This is a genomic window from Oscillibacter valericigenes (assembly GCF_021531435.1).
GTDB classification, from domain to species: Bacteria; Bacillota; Clostridia; order Oscillospirales; family Oscillospiraceae; genus Oscillibacter; species Oscillibacter valericigenes_B.
Genome location: NZ_JAFBIS010000001.1, coordinates 178504 through 198333, shown reverse-complemented (window position 1 = coordinate 198333; position 19830 = coordinate 178504). Strand labels below are relative to the sequence as shown.

The window sequence follows — 19830 nt, the reverse complement described above, 5'->3', positions numbered from 1 at the left end:
CGAAACAGCAGGAGGAATGTATATGGGCAAGAAACTGCATATTGATCAGGCGGCGGAGAAGGAAGCCACCGACATCGGCGCGAAATTCATGCACAGCAGCGATGTGGTGGGCGACATGAGCCGTGCCTATGGCCGGGACCTTTCCTCCGTGCGCATCCACACCGACGAGAGCGCCGCCCGGGGCGCGGCGGAGCGGGGCGTGGACGCCTTCTCCACCGGCAAGGACGTGTTCTTCGGCCGGGGCGCCTTTGACCGCAGCGACCCCGCCAGCCGAGGGCTGCTGGCCCACGAGCTGAGCCACTCCATGCAGCAGGGCGTTGGCGGCGAAGGCGGCGCCATGGCCCAGTCCGCCCCCATGGGCGCGGCCCAGGGCGGTCTGCTGGACTGGTTCCGCAGCAAGTTCGGGAAAAAGAAGAAACCTGAACCTGAGCCAGAGCCGGAAATGGAGATCTCCGAGCCGGAGCTGGTGACAGGGCCAATCCGTGAGCACACCACAAACGACAAGGGTGATGTTGTTGTGCGCACCTTCCAGAACTCCCGCAGTCATGCACTGAATCAAATGCTGCAGGGCGCCACCCGGGAACAGCTTCAAAATCCCATGCTACGCCGTCTGGTTATTGAGGATTACAACACCAACATGAACAGCCGTCTGCGTTCCTTAAACTCCTTGTCCAAGACCCAGATGGACAGTGAGGCGTTCCGCAATGGAGCCGGTGAACTCAACAACCTGAATATCATGCTGTCCAGTATGCTGCCGGAGGATTTCGACCAGCAGGTCATGAGCGCCCAAAAAACCGGTGGGCTGGACGCTGCCACCCAGTTCATCGGAGATTCCGTGGAAGGAAATACCGATGTAATGGACTTCATCGGTGCGCTGGCTCCCTCCTTCGAAGGGGTGGACAACTATGCCGACCCCGAGGCGCGTTCCACCATGATGATGAATAACCTCCTGCTGCGAACTGTCAACGGTGAGGTAGCAAAGCGTTACGGCATGGCTCAGCGTGCACGTGCCAACGTGCTGAAAAAGCAAGGCAAAAACAACGCCGAGATCTCAGCGGATATAGCTAAAACCGTGGACAACGGTGATGTGATGCGCAGCATGAAGCTGCAAAAGGAGTTTAACACCGGAAAGAGCGCCGGGGCGAGCCGTCTGCGCAATCTGTTCCTGAATCGGTTAAGAGGAGGACACTGAACTTTAAAAATACCTGCCGCGGGCTGTGTTCCGTCCCGCGGCAGGTATTTTCCTGTTTTGTGTTATTTCCCGGAATAAAAGGTGGCCTGTTTGTCGAACACCGACGGTGCGGTGTTGATGCCGCCGAAGGTCTTGTCCGCGCCGTCGTCAAAGGCGTTTTTCGCCTTGTTCAGCGGGACGAACCGGGGGCGCTCCAGCTCCTCCTCCGTCTCCTCGTCAGGAGGCGGTACATTTTGCTTCTGCCGCTTCAGCCTCTTTTGCTGTTCCAGCCGTTCCAATGACCGCATAGGCTTTCTCCTTTACAGCACCAGACTGGCGTAGGGCTCGAAATCGGCCCGGGTAAAGACCTTGCCGGTCTTGACGAACTCGTACTTGATGGCCTGGAGGTAGTGCTTCATATGTACCTCTCCCTCCGCCTCCGGGTCCGCCGCCGCCAGGAAGGCGGCGTTGAGGATGCAGTTTTTGATATTGCCGCCCACAAACTCGAACCGCTCCGCCAGGAAGCGGATGTCCACATCCTCCGCAAGCGGCGTGGTCTTGGGGATGGTGGTGCGCCAGAGCATCTCCCGGGTGTCCGGGTCGGGGAACTGGAACTCCACGATGAACTTCATCCGGCGGAAGAAGGCGGGGTCGATGTTGTGCTTGTAGTTGGTGGCCAGAACAGACACGCCGTCGTAGCCCTCCACCTCCTGCAGCAGCAGGGCGGTCTTGTTATTGTTGGAGGACTGGTTGCTGCCGCCGTCATCGGAGCGCTTGGCAAACAGGGTGTCGCACTCGTCGAAGAACAGCACCACGTTGCACTTCTTGGCCTCCCGGAAGATCATGGAGATGGCCTTTTCCGTCTCGCCCACGTACTTGTCAACGACCTTGGACAGGTCCACCCGGTACAGCTCCAGGTTCATCTCATGGGCGATGACCTGGGCGCACATGGACTTGCCGGTACCGGGCGCGCCGAACAGCAGCACGGACAGGCCGCGGCCGTAGGGATACTTCTTGATGTAGTTCCACTCCTCGTAGACCTTCTTCCGGTAGATCAACTGGTCGCAGGCGTTTTTCAGGGCCAGCCGCTGGTCCGGGTTCATCACAATGTCGTCCCAGCCGAAGTTGGCGGGGATGCGGGTGGCCTTCTGGGTCAGCTCATGGCTCATCTGGTTGTTGCAGGACTGGAACAGAATGGACCGGGGAATGTCGATGAACTGGTTCATGGAGGCCAGGGACCGGCCCTGGCGCAGAGCGTCCCGGATCTTTCCGGGGGTGAACAAGAACTTGGTGGCAAGCTCCGTAAGGTCCACGTCGGCGTTCAGGGTGTAGGGCTTGGCGTAATGCTGCCAGACCCGCTCCCGCTCGGAGAAGGACGGCGTGGGAAGCTCCAGTTGGGCGAAGTCCAGGTCCGTGATCTGCTTCATAGGCAGCTTTTCCTTGCTGACGGTGAACACCGTCAGTTTCTGCTGGGTGAACTTGCCGAAGGCCAGGTCCATGTAGCCAAAGAACTTGTCCTTCTCATCCTCCCGGTAGCCCAGATTGTCCAGGCAGACGCAGGCGTCGGTGAGGATGCACTCCCGGGCGGCGGCCCAAAGAGCCTGCTCCACGAACCGAAAGTCATAGACGAACAGCTTGGCGCAGTTGATGGACACGCAGTCCATCCCCTGCTCCTTGCAGAAGTGACGGATGGTGAACTTCCGGCCGGAGCCCTCGTCTCCGAACAGAGAGAAAATGCGGTTGCCGTCCTGATAGGAGATGCGCAGGGCGTCCAGCACACCGCCGTTGGCCAGGAAGGGGTCCAGCTCCTTCTCCTCCGTCAGGCGGGAGAAAAAGCGGGTGTAATTTTCGTCAATGCGCAGCGGATGGGCGCCGAACAGGAAGTCGATGACCCGCTTGTCCGGAGAGACCAGGGTGGAAAACGGCATGGCGCCGTTGATCTGCAGGGCTAGCACCGGCTGGAGCTGCTCCAGCGCCAGGGACATCTGACTATAACTGCCGGTGATGGTAAAATCTTCGCCGTAGTAGACCCGGGCGGCGGACTCGATGCTGGGGGCCGACTGATTGCCGTTCTGGTTCACCACCTGGAACACCGACGCATAGTTGGTCTGGGTGGAGGACAGAATGGCGCAGGCAAAACAGAAGGTGGTAAAGGGAGAAAAGTCCAGCTTCCGGCAAAGGCGGTACAGCGGCAGGGGCACCTCCGTCAGGGACGCCCGGTGGTCGATATAGGCCAGCAGGTCTTCTACCGATAACGCCTCTTCCGTTTCTTCCTCCTCCGCCGCTTCCGCCAGATCGCCGAACAGGGCGGACAGCTCGTCGGAAAGCTCCGGCAGTTCCTGCTCCGCTTCCCCGCCGCCCTTGGCGTGGAAATCCATCAAATGTTTTTCGCACAGGTCCCGGGCCACCTCAATGTCCGGATAGAGCACATTTTTGAAGCCGCCGTTGTCGCTGGCGAACAGCCGCATCAGCCCGTCGATATAGGCGGAGAGCTGCCGGTCCACGCAGGCGAACAGATGGTCCGTATACTCCTGGTAGCTGGCAAAGGGAACTTCCCGTTTCGTCAAGTCAAAAAAATCCATTCGGCACCTCCCGCTCACACATCGGAAAAAATATAGCCCGCGCCCCGCACCGTCTCGATGATGCCCCGGTGATCCGGGTCCAGCTTCTTGCGGAGATTGGAGATATGTACCATCACCGTGCGGAAATCCCCCAGGCTGTCCGTCTCCCAGACATGCTGGTACAGGTCCTGGTACAGCAGCAGCGTATCGGGGTGGTCTATCATATACCGCAGAAGCCCATATTCGATGGAGGATAGGTCTACCCGTTCCCCCTCCCGCAGGATGCAGCGGTGGGACGTATCCACGGAAAAGGATTTGAACATCCGGGCACTGTCCTGGGGCATCTCCTTCTTCTGCCCGGAGCGGCGGATCACTGCGTCTACCCGGGCCAGCAGCTCCGGGTAGCGGACCGGCTTCACCATATAGTCGTCGCCGCCGCTGCGCAGCGCGTCCACAATGGTCTCACTGTCCTCCAGGCAGCTCATAAAAATGATGGGACAGTCGCAGTCCTGCCGGATGGAACGGCACAGGTCATCGCCGGAGCGGTCCGGCAGCATGATGTCCAGCAAGATCAAGTCGTATTCATTTTGCGAAAGCAGCTCCTCCGCCTGGGCACAGGTAAAGGCATCGTCCACCTTGTGTCCCGCGTAGGTCAAATTCGCATGGGTGATGATCGACAGGTCCTGATCGTCTTCCACCAGCAGGATATGAGACATGGGCAGTCCTCCCTTTTTATAAAAACTCACATCTGTGCATTGCAAATAGGTCAAACATTTATTATAATGTCATTATTTATGTCGAATAAGATGTCAAAGGGCTGAACATCTCCTGTTTCGATACGGAATCTGCTTTTCAGGTATTATACCACACAGTGGATCTTTTGTCACCCTTTTGTGTCTTTTCTGTCCTTTTTTGTCCCTTTATATCGTATCGGAGCATTTGGAAAGAAGATGGTCACATTGAAAAAGAGAGAAACCGTCCTTGCCGTTTTGACGGCTGCGGCAATACTGGCCTGCGGATGCCTGTGGGCTGCCGAGCTCTACCGGAACGGGCCGTTGCCGGCAGCCTGCCTGGGATTGGCATGTACGATCGCGGCGGCAGGACTGCTGGCGGCTCTGTGGTCTTTTCAGCGGCGCAGCCTGGATGCCCGGGAACAGGCCCATCGTGAAGAGCTTGCCGCGCTGAAGAAAAAACACGCCCAGGAGCTCTCGGAAATGCAGGCACGGAACCAGTCCGAAATGGAGGCCTTCCGCAGCGGCCTGTCCCACAGCCTGCGGATGCCCGTGGCCATCATTCAGGGCTACGCGGAGCTGCTGTCCAGCGGCGTCATCAAGGACGCGGATGTGGCGGTGGAATATCTGGAGAAGATCAGCCAGCGGAGCCAGTACATGACCGAAGCCATCAGCCGTCAGTTCTCCGCGGCGGATACCATGGACAGCAGCAAGCTGACCTATTCGGATCTGGACCTGATAGCGTTGGTCCGGCAGGCCGCGGCGGATATGGAGACAGCCGCGGAGGACCAGGGCGTCCGTATCCAGGTGATCTCTCCCGAGGATCATCTTGCCATGCGGGCGGATACATATCTGCTGAACCGGGTGCTGTTCAATCTGTTGGAAAACGCCCTGAAATATATGGGCCGCCCCGGTGTCATCACCATCCGGATACTCCGGCAGGGAGACAGCGCCTCCCTGCTCGTACAGGATGACGGCCTGGGCCTTCCCGCCGAAGAGACCGCCCATATCTTTGAGCCCAACTACCAGGGCAGCAACCATGTGGGCGGGCAGGGCTACGGCCTGTACCTGGTTCGCCGCGCCATCGAGGGCCACGGCGGTACAGTGTCCGCCCAGAGCGCCCCAGGCCGGGGCCTGGGCATCTCCATGACCCTGCCCCTCTTTCCTTCCGTCTGAATACGTCATATGTAAAAAAGGGCACTGCCGCTTCCTTGCGGCAGTGTCCTTTTTTTGATTCCTCATCGCAGAGTCAGTATCTTGGAAAAGCCCACGGAATCCAGCACGGCCTTCACCGTGGGGGCCACATGCAGCAGCTCCATGGAGGCGCCCTTGGAGGAAGCGGTCTTCTGTCCCAGCAGCAGGGCACGCAGTCCCGCGCTGCTGACATACACCACTTTTTCCAGGTCCAGCGTCAGCTTTTTGGCGCTCTGGAAGGCTTCCAGGATCGCCTTTTGCAGCTCAGGGCTGGTATTGGTGTCCACGCGGCCGTCCACCTGCAGGGTGACGGCATCACCATTTTGAAGTTTCGTAATCGTCATATGTACCTCACATGGCCGCACACTGTGCGGCTGCCGCATTTTCTGGCCAGCGGCCCGCCGAATTGACTGTTTTTATTGCAGGTAGGTCATGCCCGTCAGCGCCTTGCCGTCGTCCAGGCTGCCCGGCGCGTTTTGCAGCACCGTTCCATTGATGTCCAGATAGGTAAAGGCGTCCAGACCGCCGCACTCCTCCAGGAAGACGATGCGGCACCGGCTCCGGGCGGGCCGGAATTGGTCGATGAGGAACTTCAGCCGCAGCCGGAGCTTTTCATCCATCTTCCGACCAACCATCACGGTGAAGTCATACGGCGTGGCGCCGTACAGGTCCTCGCTGTGCCGCTTGTCCGACTGCAGCAGGTTCCGCTCCACGATGTACACCGGCTCCTCCACGAACAGCTTCACTACTTTTTCCACCGCCCACTTCGTGCCCTTGCGGGCCATCAACTCCGGGGCGGCCTTCAGCAGGCGGCGCAGCTCCTCCGGGGAAAACAGCGCCTCATCCGTCTCCAGGCCCAGCCAGTGGGCGAACATGGGCAGCAGCGCCTCCGGCGCGGTGTCCACGTCCAGCAGCTCCGGCAGAGCGTCGATCTCCTCCTGGAACTCCTGGTACATGGTAGAAAAAATGGACAGATACCTCTGCAGGAAGTCGTTGTCCGTCTGATAGACCTGGGGGAACGTCCGGAAGAAGTTATCTCCGGGCACATAGACCCGCAGGTCCTCCAAAATGCCGTCCTCCGCGCCGGCCACCTCCAGCCACAGCCAGAGCCACCGGCCCGTCTGTCCCGTCAGCAGCACATCCTTCACGCCGGAGCGCTCCATGCCGTCCGCCAGGGTAAAGAGCCGTTCCTTCTCCGTCCGGGGAATGGCCGGGTCCAGCAGAAAATCGTCGATCCGCACCACCTCGTTATTGCGGATGACCGCATCCTGGTTCGAGGCGAAGGCCCGGACCGTCAGCATGGATTCCGCTCCCAGCTTGCACCGCAGGGACAGCCGTCCCCAGGCGCAGTCCGGCTGGGCGCTGTCCAGCCCCGGCAGAAATACGCTATGGACGCCGCTTCCCTCCGTCCGCAGGACGCCGCCGTCCTCTGACAGGGAAAAGCCCTCCAGCAGGCTGCGTTTCAGCAATGCGCCGTTCAGTCGGTATTTTCTGATCCCATAGTCAGCCATGGCTTACCTCCCCTGTTCCCGAATCGTCAGACGGATGGTACCGGGACAGCACAGGCTGTCATCCTCCAGGCGGATGTCGCTGCCGATCAGCACCGCGTCCCGGCTTTCAGGATACAAATTCAGGGCGTCAACCGCCTCCACGAAAGGCAGGGCGCTGAGGGCCTGGTACAGCTCGTTGAACCGGACCCAGCCGCCGAAGTCCTGGGGGCCGTTCACATGGTCCAGAAGGCTCCGCAGAAGCCGTTCCGCCTCTTCCCGGGCGTGAGACGCCATGCCCCGGATGCTCAGCGTGGCGGTGACGCCCACCGGCACATAGCGGGGCTGGCAGAGCTCGAACCGGGTGGTCAGCATCCGGCGGGGCTCCAGGAACTCCCGGAGCTGCCGCAGGTATTCCGGAGTCAGCTTCGGCAGTTCTTCTTCAGTATAAGGCTTCACAGCGATTTTGACAAGATTTTTGCCGCCGATTGCCACAGCTTTTACTTTGTGGATGCACAATCCCGGCGTCTGGCGGACCAAAACCTCGTAATCCTCCGTCCGCACCGCCACGGAAACCTGCCGCATCCCCGCGGAGAACCGCAGCCGCAGCTCCTCCGCGCTCTCGTAGGACACGCCGCCCCGTCCGGGAGCCGGACAGAAGTACCGTGCCTCCACCTCGGTGCCGTCGTAGCCGCCCCGCTGCTCCAGCGTGGTGCAGTGCCGCAGGTTGCCCCGGCTCCCCTGGGTCACGGCGCAGCCGGCCAGAAGGAGCTGGCAGCCACCTCCCCCGGGTTCGTCGATGACCAGCTGGGCCTCCCGGGAACGCAGGTGATAGGCAAAGTCTCCCGGACCCTTTTCTCCCGGCGCCACGAAGCGGTACTCCGCCTCGCCGTCCCGATTCTTTGTCTCCACCGCCACCAGCAGACTCTCCGGCAGCACATCCGCCACCAGGTCCAGCTGGATCACCTGCTTGTCGTAGCCGTACACCGGCCCCAGCAGGCGATGGTGGATCATCTCCTCGTCATAGCACACGGCCCGCACCGCGTCTGCGGCTTCGCAGGGCACATGGCCGAAGGCCGGGTCGAACCACAGCGTTACGCCCTCAAAATCCTCTTCCACCCGGTAAAACCGGCCCTGGACTCCCGCTGCAGGCGCTTGCCGGTAGAGGAAATAGGGGCCGTCCGCCTCCTCCCGGCAGAACACCAGCAGATTCCCGATCAGGGGCAGCCGCCCCCGCAGCTCCGCTTTTTCGTCGCCGGGGCAAACGCAGCAGCGCACCCGGGTCTCCCGCTGCTCCATGGGAAACAGGTGGACCGCCAGGGCCTGCAGCCGGGGCGTGCGGTCATAGTCCGCCGTCTCCAGCAAGCACCGCAGGGCGCATCCCTGCACCGGGGCTTCCGTCCATTCCGCGGGCAACTCTCCTTCCAGCCGCAGCGTCACGCAGCCGGAGCGCAGAAAGCCCATTGTCTCGTCCTGAGCCTCCGCGTCCTGCCAGCCGCCCTCTGTCCAATACTGCCAGCGGACACGGGAAAAGGCGGGGATCTCCGTCTCGTCCGTAAAAGGCGTCCGCAATTCTTCCTCCGCCACCTGGAACCACAGTCGCAGCGGCTCTCCCATCTCCGGCACGCCGGAGAGGACACAGATCAGACTGTTCCCCGGCTCCGGCTCCCGGCCGAAGGGATAGGCCACGGTCTCCGTGGCAGGGTCCAGCAGCCGGGTCACGTCCCGCTCCCCGCCGCTGCCGCCGGCATAGACCGCCGCCAGCCCCCAGGGATTCAGGGCCACGGTGCCGGTGGTCTCAAAGGGGATGGCGCCGCTCCAGAGCTGATGGCCCTCCGGCAGGATAGGACCGCCTCGTTCGGGCGCCTGCACCAGCACGGTGGCCGCCCGGTTCTCCCGGGCGGTATAGCCCACCAGCTTTAAGAGCTTCCGCCGGGTCTCCTCGGGCACGTCGTTGATGGCCTCCTGCTGCAAAAGCTGGAAAGCCGTCAGATTCTGCAAAAGTGTGATGCCGGGGTCGGAGACGTTGAAGTTGGTCCACTCCGCCGAATAGAGCGGAATCTGGGCCACGGCCTCCGCCAGCAGCTCGTCATAGGTCTTGTCACTGAGATTCAAACTGTTGAGCATAGCCTCTCCTCCCCGGAATTTTTACTGAAATTCAATGTAAACATGGTGCTCGCCGCTGACGCCGATGGCAAACGGCGTATCCGGCAGCTGGTCCAGTCCCGTTTCGTGGACGCCATTCCGGTCCACATACCGGGCCACGGCGATCATCCGCCCCACATGGCCCGGGAACCGCAAGGACTGGAGCAGCATCTTCAGCTGCCCCTCAGAGGGCAGGGTGCCGATCTCCCAGCCGCTGTGACCGGGCCTGGCCAGGGGGTCCAGGAAGTCCCGCACACTGTCCAGAATGAGGTTCTGCACATCAAAGGCCCGGGCGGCGTCGTCCGCCTTCACCCAGACGGAGACGGAGATCTCCACATATACCGGCTCTGACAGCACCAGACACTCCGGCGTCACGGTGGCATCGCACCGGGACAGGAGCTGCCGCCGCAGGGGTTCCCGGATGTTGTTGAAGGAATAGGCGCCCTCGCTGTAATCCCTGGTCATGACGGCAATGGTGATAAGGGACGGGTCGGGCTTTCCGTCAATGTCGCAGCCCGTCACGCACTTCACTTTCTCCACCGTCCCGGAGAAGGCCCGCACCGCCCGCACAAAGTCCAGCTCGCTGATGAGCCGTCCCCGGCCGCTGAGCAGGTCGGCACCCCGGCGGCGGGCGCTGTCCAGGTCCTCCAGGTCGCTGCCCGCGTAGGTAGCCACCGGGTTGTGGACGGACTGGACATACATGACATTGCCGAAAAAGCGGTCGATGGCCCCGGCGGGCACGTTGCCCCGGGCGCCGTCGCAGCTCACCGCCCGCACCAGGATGGCGGCCTCCGGGCGCGCCTGGGGGATACGGACGTGGATGCCGTCGCCGAACACCAGCAGGTTCCGCACCCGGTCGATCATATAGTGCCGGTCCCCGGGCTTGGAGCGGTCAAAGGTATCCACCTCCGTCCAGCGGACATAAAAAGCGGTGATCTCGCCCAGGAAATCGTACTCCACCCGGACGTTCTGGGGCTGTTCCTCCAGCATCTGCCGCATCTGGCGGCGGGAGAACTGCCCCAGCTCGCTGACGAATACCTCGGCGGAGAGGATGTTCTTGGCCGCCAGGGGGAAGGTCATATTGGCGACAGCCGTCTCCACATAGAACGCTTCCTCGTCCTGGGTCTGTTGGTTGCGGATGTCCACGGCGTTGAGCCGGATGGACCGCACCAGGGCGTGATAGCCCCGGACAGCGTTTTCGCTGCCCCGCAGCCGCAGCCACCAGCGGCGGACGCCCTCTACTTCCAGCGGTGCGAAATCCGCCGGAGGCATGAACAGCACCGTTCCGGCACCGGAAAAGTCCCCTGTGCCGTCGATGACCTTCATCTGCTTGAAGCCTGTGCGGGTGGAATACTCGTAGCACACCGGCTCCATGCGGAAGTGGACGTTTTCCTCCACGTCGAACAGTACAGACACCGGTGCGCCCTCCAGGGGACGGTCAAAGCCCAGGTACAGCGACGCCGCCGGGTAAGGCAGCGGAGCAAACACCGTCACCGGGCCGCCGTCCAGCAGCGCCTTGCTCTGGTCCTCTGTCCGGGTGCCGCAAACCGTCCGCAGCCGCTGGGGCTGCTTCCACTGGCCGGTATAGGCGTAGGACAACCGCACATCCCGCAGCAGCGGCATGGTGTGCTCGCAGGGCAGCAGGTAGCAGTTATCGGCCTGGATGACCCGCAGCCGCAGGCTCCTGCCCGTGTAACCGTTCACCGGCACCGGGACCCAGTCCGCCGGGCATTGGAAGGTGATCCGTATCTCGCCGCCGTGGGTGCCGTCCATGACGGTTGCCCACTCGCTGTCGCAGGGCAGGCGGCGCCAGGCCCGGCCGTTGAAATATTCCATGGCAATGCGCTCCGGCGCGGCGGAGGCCGTGTCGTACTGCACCGCCCTGGGCTTGCGCTTGATGATCTTCAGTTCCTCGGACTCCTGCTGGGCCGTCAGCCGCAGCAGCTTTTTCCGGCTCTCCAGCCGGAATGTCAGCGTCACGGACGCGCCCTGCTGGGCGAACACCTGATCGTCGCAGAGGTAGCACTCGTCGAACAGAGACGCCGTGTCGCCGAAGGGCATACACGCTTCCGCTTCCAGTTCCTCCCCGTTGTGGAGGATCAGCTCCGGCGCCGCCGGTTCCCCGGCGGAAGCCACCCGGATGTCCCCCACCGTCACGGCGGTGGAAACAGGGCCCAGGGCCTCCAGGCAGATGAGGTGGTATTCCGCGCCGTCCAGCGTCAAGGGCTCGGAGGCACTCTCCCGACGCAGCAGCACGGTGCCGTCCCGCTCCTCCACGCTGGCAAAGGGCCGCAGCTCTTCGCCGTCGTAATAGCTCCAGCGCCAGCGGGTGGAATCTGTCAGCTCAGACGCCAGAGAGGTCCCCTCCGGCGTGGTAAGGGCAATTTGAATGGGCACGCTGCTGTCGCCGCCGAACATGCTGCGGTGGTACAGCAGCAGGGCGTTTTTCTCAATGCCCGGTTCTTCGTAGTCAAACAGGCGGAAAGCTTCGGGGCTCTCCGGTGCCATCTCCGGCACCGCGCCTGCCTCCGGCAGTTCCTGCGTCTGCGGCACCAGCTGCGCCATCTTCGGGCCGCCCAGCAGGGGCTGTATCCGTCCCTGGGTGCCGGAGAGGGACAAAACGTCCGTGATCCGGGCGTTGGTGAGGTACACATCGCCGGTGGTCTCAAACAAAATCGGCGAGCCGTCGGCCCCGTCCGCCATCAGGCGGGAGCCCCGGGGCAGCGCCACGCCGGGCACCGTCCCCCGCAGCAGCTCCACCACGGCCACGCCGGAGGCGGGATAGGCAGGCTGCAGCGTCAGGCCCAGCAGGTTCACAAATTCCGTATGGTACTTCTCCGGGAGCTGGTTCAGCCGCCGGATGTTGTCAGCCATCTGGCCCGTGTAAATGAGGGCCAGGGTGGAACCGATGTCCGGGTCCCGGCGGTCAAACCGCCATTCCGGCGTATAGGACGATGCCAGCTCCTCCACCCGGGCGCAGAGGTCCGCCTGGGTCCGGGGGTCCAGCGTCAGTTCGTCGTGGTTCATAAGGTCGGCTCCTCTCGCGCGGCGTTCAGATAGAAGGGAAACACCAGGTTATCCTGACTGTTGGTGGCCGCCACGGTGTACCGGATGGATACCAGCAGGCAGCCGTTTTTCACCTCGGGGTCGATCTCCACATCCACGTCGCTGATGCGGGGCTCCTGGGTCAGCAGCAGGTCCCGCAGATCGTCGGACAGCATCCGCAGCATGGTGGGCGAGGTGTCCATGAAGGCGTAGCTGGCCATCTGGCTGCCGAAATTCGGCTCCAGCCACCGCTCGCCCCGGCTGGTCATCAGAATGAGATACACCGACTCCCGGACGCTCTGCTCTCTTGCAGAGACCGCGAAGCGCCCCGTGCCGGGGTCGATCTGCGGCGGGAATTTCATGCCCGCACCTAAAAACGCCCTGTCGTTCATCCTGTACCTCCTTCCTGTTATCCCACGGATACCGTGGAGCCGGACACCGTTGCGGTGCCGGAGCTCTCCATCTTCAGCGCGGAGCTGGCGTTGGCCGCCACCTGGGGAGCCTCCATCTTCACGGCGCTGTCACTCTTGGTGGTGACGCCGTTGGCGCCCTCCAGCTGGATAGAATCCGCCTTGACGGACACAGCGCCGGATTCACCATTCAGCGTCACGGTGATCTTGTCGCCTACTTTGATGTCGATCTTGCTCTTGATCTGCACCGTCAGAGTGCCGGAGCCCTCCTTGGTGTACATCTCGATGAAGTCCTCCTTGGCCTTGTCGCCAATGCGGATCTTCTCGTTTTCGTTGTCCATCAGGATCTGGAGCTTCTGCCCCGCCGTTTCCAGGGTCAACTTATCCTTCAGGCCGTTTTCATCGGTACTGTTGTCCTCGAAAATAATGGAGGTCCCGTGGCGGGTGACGATGCGCTTGAACTGGTTGTCCTTATCCACGGAATCCTTCAAAAACTTATCCGCCGTCTTGGGGATGCAGCCGATCACATAGGGCTTTTCGATATTACCGCCCTCAAAGGCCAGCAGCACCTGGTCCCCTACCTCCGGCAGGAAGTAGTGGCCCCACTTGCTGCCACTGGAGGGCATGGCCACCCGGGCCCACTTCAGCTCGTTGGCATTGACATCCCGGGTGGGAATGGTCACGCAGACCCGCCCGTCCATGGCGTCGGCCCCGGAGTTGACGCCGCCGGAGGCAGTGCTGTTGGGGTCGAAGTTCTTGGCGACGATGCCCACCATCACGCCCCAGATGCGGTTGTCCCCGGTCTCGGTCTTGGTGACCTGCCGCTCCGTGATCTCATCAATGATATCGTAAAGCCCCATGGCTCCTCCTTATTCCTCCTTATTCCTCCTGGCCTTCCTGACCCTCCTGGCTCTGCTGGCCATCCTGGTCATCCTGGCCGAATCCACCCGCCATGCCCACAATACCTGCGGCAAGGGGTGCCGCGGTGGCCGCCCCCATACCCACCAAGGCGGCAATACCGGCCGCGGTGGCAGCGGTACTGGCGGCTCCCGCTGCTGCGCCGCCCACCGCACCGGCGGCTTCTGTCGCAGTGCTGGCAGCACCCGCCGCTGCGCCGGCGGCGCCGGCAGCACTTCCCGCGGCAGCGGCAGCACCGGCTGCGGCACCTGCCGCTTCGGAGGCGGAGCTGGTCTTGATCTGGGCGGCACAGCCCTCGATGTGAGTGCGATAGCCGCCGTCACTGGTGAAATCATGGGTGACGGCGGTGAGGTAAAACTGATTGTCCACCGGCACGCCCATGCCCGTCACCTCGATAAACCGTCCCGGCACCAGGTCCGGGATGCCCACGCAGTCCGCCTCCAGGGAACCCAGGCGGTAGCTCATCTGCTCCATCAGAGATGCTACCCGGGCCTCCGCCTCCTCCTTGGACGTGATGGAGGCATCCAGATATACCTTAGCTCCTTTGCCCACCAGCTGTTTCGCTTTGCTGGCTGTGGAAATCGTGTTGTTGAAAGAGCTCTTTGCCGTGATGACCTCACCCTTGCCGGGGTCCATGGCCCGGGCCTCGATCTTCCCCACCACGCCGGTAATGCTGTACTGGATGTGGAACCCCCGGAGGCCGGTGCGGGTACCCATTTTGGTCAAAAGCGATGTGTCGCTTTTCGCCGGTCGGAACAGCACCTTGCCCCGGTCCACAAAAAACTCGTAATTGTAGCGCTTTGCCGCCCGCACCACGAATTCATAGTCACTCTCGCTGACCATCTCCATGGTAATAGGGCTGGACTTGGACGAGCCGCCGGTTGGTGCACCGCCGGGAACGCCCGTAGCGCCTCCGGCGTCCGGCGTATTGATGATCTCCGAGGACGTGATGCCCTTCATCTGCTGGAGTCTGCCCTCACCGGTCCGGTCCAGAACCTCCTTCACCGCCGCGCTGTACGTGGTGGCCCTCAGGGAGGTGGCGTAGGAGCCGCCCATCATCAGACCCTTGATGTCCATGGCGTTGATCTCGATGTAGGGCAGTCCGCCCGGCTCAAAGCCGAAGGCCACACCGGAGACAAAGCCCACAAAGACCGTTTCCAGCTTGTCCAGATACCCAAGCTGAACGGTGACGGAGTTGCCCATCAGCACCTGCTTCTTCACTTTTTCATAAAAGAACTTGCCTGTGGAGGGGTCGTAGGAATCGTAAAGCCGAAAGGAGGCCACCGATGCCTCATAGCCGGAGGTCACCTCCACGTGGATGTCATTGACTGCCATCTTCGTGCTCACGCTGTCAAAGGGCGTATCGCCCAACAGCACCTGGGCTCTGGGATGGGCAAAATCCACGTATTTGTCCTGCAGGTCCTTATAGGTGAACTGGCAGGCCCCAGGAATCCCGCCCGGGATCCCGCCTGCTCCGGAAAGCGGCATACACGCTCTCTCCCTTCCGTTTCAAAGATGTTTCAATGCGTCAGAACGCGCCCAGATTCAGCAGGTTCCCCAGCTGCTGTCCCATGTCCTTTCCGCCGGCCTCTCCGTTGCCGCTGAAGGTGGTATCCAGCACCTTGTTCCAGTACTGGATATCCGCGTCGGACTCCACCTGTTGGGCGATGTTCATCCGGACCTTGCTGCGGACCGGCTTTCCCGAGACGGAAAACATGGTGTATTCCGCCTGGACCTCGATGAGCTGCCCGGTAAAGGCCATGTCCGCCCACCGGAAGGTCACCACCCGGGTGCTGGGCCGCATGAGGGCGGCGATCAGGCCGTCCGTCTGGGGCTGGACGGTGTAGCCGCCGCCCTTGGCGGTTTGGATACCGCCCGCCACCGAGGATACGATACCTCCGGTGGACAGGCTGAACTTTTCCGCCATAAAGGCGTCCTTGGGGTTCATAGCGTCGAAGATCAGCTCCACCGACAACACCACCATGGGCGGCCGGGGGCTCTGGTTGGGGATGCCGCTGTCGATATTTTGCTGCAAATAAGTAAAGGGGATGGCCTCCGCATTGGCCTGGATGGACAAGGATGTGGGATTGTACTGCACCTTCATCACGCTGGTGTTCATCCCCGCGCCCTGCATGGCAGCACTGGTGGCGGCCATGCCCGCAGCGGCGCCCAGCAGGGCATTTTGCGTTGCCGCCGCCACCTGGGAAGAATCTATCTGGGAGGCATCCGACTTATGAATGATCAAAAGCGCCTTCTGCACGCTGCCCAGGGCCGAATTAGCCAGGGTACTTACCAAGCTCATAAAGTTCCCTCCCTTCCCTTACAGGCTCAGATTCAGCAGATTGCTCATGTTCTGCTCTGTCTTCACCAGATTGCTGGTGTCGCCGCCGAAGGCCTTGTCAAAGCTGTCGTACCACCCTTGGAGCGTCTTCGGATCCATCTCATGCTGGATCCGAAGCAGCACCTGCGCCCGGATGGGCCGCCCCGACGGGGAGAACATGGTGTAGTTCGCCCGGACCGTGTTCAGCTGGCCGATAAAGGTAAAATCCGCCCACCGGAAACTGATGAGCCGGGTATAGGGATTCCGCAGAGCCGCTACCAGCGCCTCCACCTGTCCCTGGATGCTGTGAACCTTCTGCCCTCCGCCAAGCTCCATGCCCATCTTCGCCAGGTTAGCGACGCCCTGGGCCGTCATGCCGGCGGTGAATTTGTCCCACATGAACGCATCGTAAGTGTCCATATCGTCGAAATACAGCATCACCGTCAGATTCAGCTTGGCATCCTCCACCGCCATAGTCCTGCTCCGGCCGGTGGTGCTGTCCTGCTCGCTCTTGGGAACAGCGGAGGCGTTCAGCGTCAGCTCGGAGGGGTTGAACTGCACCCGGAGGATGCGGTCCAAGCTGCCGGGATAGGTAGGCGGCGAACCGGTCTCCAGCGCCGCGGCGGTGGCCCGGATGCGGGACTGGTTCAGGGAGCTGAGGTTCTCCGCCGCACTGAGTCCCCCGGTGACGCCGGCACTCATCTGCGCGGCTTTTTCCCGGTAATCATGGATGACCAGCAGCGCTGTCTCCACATTGCCAGTCAGCGAAGCTAGTGCCTGCTGACCGATGCCCATTGCCATGTCCGTCACCTCCGTTCAAGTTATTTTACTTTACAGTCTGCCCCGGCGGCTGCGTTCCGCCTGAAGGCGCTTTTCCATCTGCCGGTACACCTGGTCGGAGATGGTCCGCATCTGCCGTGCCAGGGTCCGGTTCACCAGCTCGGTGATATCCTCTGCGGTTTGGGCCACCACCTTGCGCTCCACCTGGTTCACATCCACCTGATGGCTCTCACGGCGGTTCACTTCCTCATGGGTATCCGTACGGACGGTACTGCGTGTCCGCTGCTCCTCCAGCTGTTCCAGCAGCTCCTCCGTCACATCGGGGGCCGCCTGCTTGTGGACGATCTTCACCGCCGGAGGCGGCGTTACGTTTTCTTCCACAACGCTCCGCGGCTTCACAGGCAGATGGTGGAACCGCTCCAGCACCGCCTCCGACTGCTCCCGCAGCAGCTCCCGCTGCCGCTGGGCCTCCTCGCTCGGATGCTCCAGCTCCAGCGGCGTTTCTTCCCGCACTGCTTTTTGCAGTTCGGCATGGAGAGCGCCTAGGTTTCCGGGCTTCAGCAGCCCTTTCGCCAAAGCCCCTTCCGGGTCCTTCTGGTAGGCCAGCACCGCTTCATACACGGCCTGGTTCTCCGGCTCCGCCTGCCGCAGCAGCGCCTCCTCCCGGGGCGTCAGCTCCGGATGAACGGTGTCGGCCGGCTGCTCTCTCTGTGCGTAGACCTCCCGCAGAACGCTTTCCGGCTCATTCAGGGCCCGCAGCGCGTCCCGCATGGTCCGCTGGAGATCCGGACCGGCGGGCATCCGGGTCTCTTTCCGACGACTCTCCGCCTGCACCGCCTGAAGAACGGTGCGGTTATGCTGGTCAATGCGGGTCATCTCCTCCAGCAGCACCTCCGGTGCCTGCTCCTCTGCCTCTCTGGGCGTCAGGGGAAGCGGCTGAACAGGCGGGACAGGCTGGGTCTCCGTCCGCTGCCGCAGCTCCAGCCACGGCATGGCGGTCTCCGCTCTCTCCCGGGCCGGCGGCAGCGGTTCCGCCGTCTCCCGGCTCTCCCGCACGATCTGTTCCCGCTCCCGGTACGCATGCTCCCTGTGGAGCATGACCGTATGGGCAGAGGGCTTCGGCGGCCAAATACGCTGAAGTTCCGGAGCCGCGATCAGTTCCCGGATGGCAGTTTGCTCCTCAACAGTCAGCTGTTCCCTGGCCTCCTGCCGATGGATCAGATCCCCTTCCCGAATTTGGTTCAATTGGGTAAGGTTCCATATCTCTCCCGGCGGCACAGGCGTCCCTCCGGGGATCGCTCCGGCAGTCCGCAGCAGCTCCTGAATCGTCTGCCGCTGGCTCTCCCGGCTATGTTCATATGTAAAGTGTTTTTCCTGTTCAGTTCTTTCAGAAACGAGCTTTTTATCTATTATAGCTTCTTTTTCGTCCGGCTCTTCCCGGTAAAGGGCAGGAATCATCGGGACTGCTTCTCCCGGCGCTGTGGACGGGGCGCCGCCCTTTTGCAGCTGCTGCCGGATGACCTCCCGCAGCCGCTCACTGGCCAGCTGCCGCTCCCGCTCCTGGCGGAGCAAGGTCTCCCGGTCCGCAGGCTCCGCCGCTTCGACGGAGCGCCCTGTCAAGGCCTCTGTCTGCTCGGATTCCACCGTCATCTTTCCAGGAACGTAAACATTCTCCGTATTTTCCTGGTATTGGATCTGGTCTCCCTCCCGGTTTTCATTCCGGTAAGTAAGCTGCAGGAACTCCGCACCAGGCGCGGTATCCCCTCCGGTCAGTTGAACACCGCTCTCCGGTAACTCCCGAATCGTCTGCCGGAGGCTTTCCCGCAGTGCATTCTCTGTAAAGTGTTTTTCCCTGTCAGTTTCGTGGAGCACGGTGCTGCGCTCCAGCAGAGTTTCTTCCGTTCCGCCCTCTTTCGTAAGATGCGTCAAAAAAGTTCTGCCGCCTTCCCGGCGTTCCGGCAGCGGGAGCTGTTTGTCCGCCGCCTTTGGATACATCTGCCGGTAGAGGGCCTGATACTCTTTCAGCTCCTGCACATAGTTGTTCCAGACCATATCCGTCCGCACCGACAGGTCAACGGACGGCTGGGGCTGGCTGTGATAAGTCTCGAACCGGGACAAGGTGTTTTCCGCCACCTGCCACAGGGCGTTCTGCACCTGGACCCACTGCTCCTGCCGGAACTGGGGGCGGTTCAGCACCTCCACCACCGTGTTGTCCACGGCGGTCATCAGGGCGGCAGCCGCCGCCTGGGAAAGGACTTCTTCCTCGTCCCGGGGCGCTTCCAGCAAGTCGCCTGTCTCGTAGGCATTCAAATGGTGCAGCAGATGCAGGTTCGGCTGCTGGTAGACCTGCTGCTTGATCTCCGCCAGAGACACCGCATTGCTGAAACGCAGCTGCTCCGACAGCTTCAATTCCTGATTACGGAAAATATTGACGCCGCCGGACCAATTCCGCTGAAATGCGTGGACCGTTTCATATAGATTCGTCGTGTCCAGACGGTTCAAAATCTCCATGCACAGCGTCACCCGGGGGTCCTGGGCCGGGGCAGGAGTCTCCTCCTCTTTCGCCGCGGGCAGGGGCAGCGCGGGAGCGTCTTCTCCCGCCGCCTGCCGCTGGAGGATGCGCTCCAGCTCCTCCCGGTAGAGCTTCGTCATGTGGACGGTGCTCTCATTCTCCACCCGGAGCTGGCGCACCTGCTCCATGAACTGGGCCACATTGGTGATACCCAGCCGGTTCAGCACCGTGGTGATATACACCTGGTCCTGGTAGGTGAACTGCTCCGTGCCGTCCAGCAGGATTCGGTTCACCACGTTGTTCACGACCTCCATGGTGACACTCCGCACATCCACCGTGTTCTGCTGGTTCACCAGGGTGGTCATGCCGCCCAGATCCTCCGGCAGCTCCGGCGGCGCGGTCATCAGGAACAGCAGGTCCTTGGCCGCGAAATGGGCGCCCAGCAGACCGTAGTTGCCCCGGATGCGCTCACCGAAAGCTTCCGCGTTCCCCGTGAGGTTCTGCGCAATATGGAGTTGAATGGGGGCTTTCAGTGTCAGCATTGGGACCTCCTGTG

Annotated in this window: 15 protein-coding genes; 2 read left to right on the top strand and 13 right to left on the bottom strand. The window is 62.0% G+C overall.

What is annotated here, in order from left to right; all coding sequences use genetic code 11:
* Nucleotides 1-22 precede the first annotated feature (22 nt).
* Nucleotides 23-1192 carry an eCIS core domain-containing protein gene (locus JQM68_RS00820; RefSeq protein ID WP_235221016.1) on the top strand — a complete coding sequence of 390 codons (1170 nt, stop codon included), beginning with the start codon at nt 23-25 and terminating at the stop codon, nt 1190-1192.
* A gap of 62 nt (nt 1193-1254) precedes the next feature.
* On the opposite strand, the gene JQM68_RS00815 is transcribed toward JQM68_RS00820, so the two are convergent.
* The 3 genes from JQM68_RS00815 to JQM68_RS00805 are packed head-to-tail and all read right to left on the bottom strand — an operon-like array spanning nt 1255 to nt 4448.
* Entirely contained in the window at nt 1255-1479 is a 225-nt protein-coding gene (locus JQM68_RS00815) for a hypothetical protein (protein ID WP_235221015.1), read from the bottom strand.
* 12 nt (nt 1480-1491) lie between these two features.
* Complete coding sequence (locus JQM68_RS00810) at nt 1492-3753, bottom strand: ATP-binding protein (protein WP_235221014.1); 2262 nt, start codon at nt 3751-3753, stop codon at nt 1492-1494.
* A gap of 14 nt (nt 3754-3767) precedes the next feature.
* Entirely contained in the window at nt 3768-4448 is a 681-nt protein-coding gene (locus tag JQM68_RS00805) for a response regulator transcription factor (RefSeq protein ID WP_235221013.1), read from the bottom strand.
* A 243-nt stretch (nt 4449-4691) separates the two neighbouring features.
* Between JQM68_RS00805 and JQM68_RS00800 the strand changes: the two genes are divergently transcribed.
* Nucleotides 4692-5639 (top strand): sensor histidine kinase, encoded by a 948-nt coding sequence (locus JQM68_RS00800; protein ID WP_235221012.1) that lies wholly within the window; start codon nt 4692-4694, stop codon nt 5637-5639.
* Between the two features lie 62 nt (nt 5640-5701).
* Here JQM68_RS00800 and JQM68_RS00795 read toward each other — a convergent pair whose 3' ends face one another.
* From JQM68_RS00795 to JQM68_RS00750, 10 genes are all read right to left on the bottom strand, one after another.
* Nucleotides 5702-6001, bottom strand: coding sequence for an STAS domain-containing protein (locus tag JQM68_RS00795; protein WP_235221011.1), 300 nt, complete (start codon nt 5999-6001; stop codon nt 5702-5704).
* 72 nt (nt 6002-6073) lie between these two features.
* On the bottom strand, nt 6074-7168 hold the full coding sequence (locus JQM68_RS00790) for a phage tail protein (RefSeq protein WP_235221010.1): 1095 nt from the start codon (nt 7166-7168) through the stop codon (nt 6074-6076).
* Nucleotides 7169-7171: 3 nt separating this feature from the next.
* Nucleotides 7172-9271 carry a baseplate J/gp47 family protein gene (locus JQM68_RS00785; protein WP_235221009.1) on the bottom strand — a complete coding sequence of 700 codons (2100 nt, stop codon included), beginning with the start codon at nt 9269-9271 and terminating at the stop codon, nt 7172-7174.
* Between the two features lie 21 nt (nt 9272-9292).
* Nucleotides 9293-12316, bottom strand: coding sequence for a baseplate J/gp47 family protein (locus tag JQM68_RS00780; RefSeq protein WP_235221008.1), 3024 nt, complete (start codon nt 12314-12316; stop codon nt 9293-9295).
* Nucleotides 12313-12726: a GPW/gp25 family protein gene (locus JQM68_RS00775; RefSeq protein ID WP_235221007.1), complete on the bottom strand. Its 414-nt coding sequence runs from the start codon at nt 12724-12726 to the stop codon at nt 12313-12315. Before JQM68_RS00775 ends, JQM68_RS00780 begins: the two co-directional genes overlap by 4 nt.
* Nucleotides 12727-12743: 17 nt before the next feature.
* A complete protein-coding gene (locus tag JQM68_RS00770; protein ID WP_235221006.1) occupies nt 12744-13604 on the bottom strand; it encodes a phage baseplate assembly protein V in 861 nt (286 codons plus the stop codon).
* A 19-nt stretch (nt 13605-13623) separates the two neighbouring features.
* Nucleotides 13624-15150, bottom strand: a complete 1527-nt coding sequence (locus JQM68_RS00765; protein ID WP_235221005.1) for a phage late control D family protein — start codon at nt 15148-15150, stop codon at nt 13624-13626.
* A 40-nt stretch (nt 15151-15190) separates the two neighbouring features.
* Nucleotides 15191-15964: a CIS tube protein gene (locus JQM68_RS00760; RefSeq protein ID WP_235221004.1), complete on the bottom strand. Its 774-nt coding sequence runs from the start codon at nt 15962-15964 to the stop codon at nt 15191-15193.
* Nucleotides 15965-15982: 18 nt separating this feature from the next.
* On the bottom strand, nt 15983-16783 hold the full coding sequence (locus JQM68_RS00755) for a CIS tube protein (protein ID WP_235221003.1): 801 nt from the start codon (nt 16781-16783) through the stop codon (nt 15983-15985).
* A 30-nt stretch (nt 16784-16813) separates the two neighbouring features.
* A complete protein-coding gene (locus JQM68_RS00750; protein WP_235221002.1) occupies nt 16814-19816 on the bottom strand; it encodes a hypothetical protein in 3003 nt (1000 codons plus the stop codon).
* Nucleotides 19817-19830: the final 14 nt, after the last annotated feature.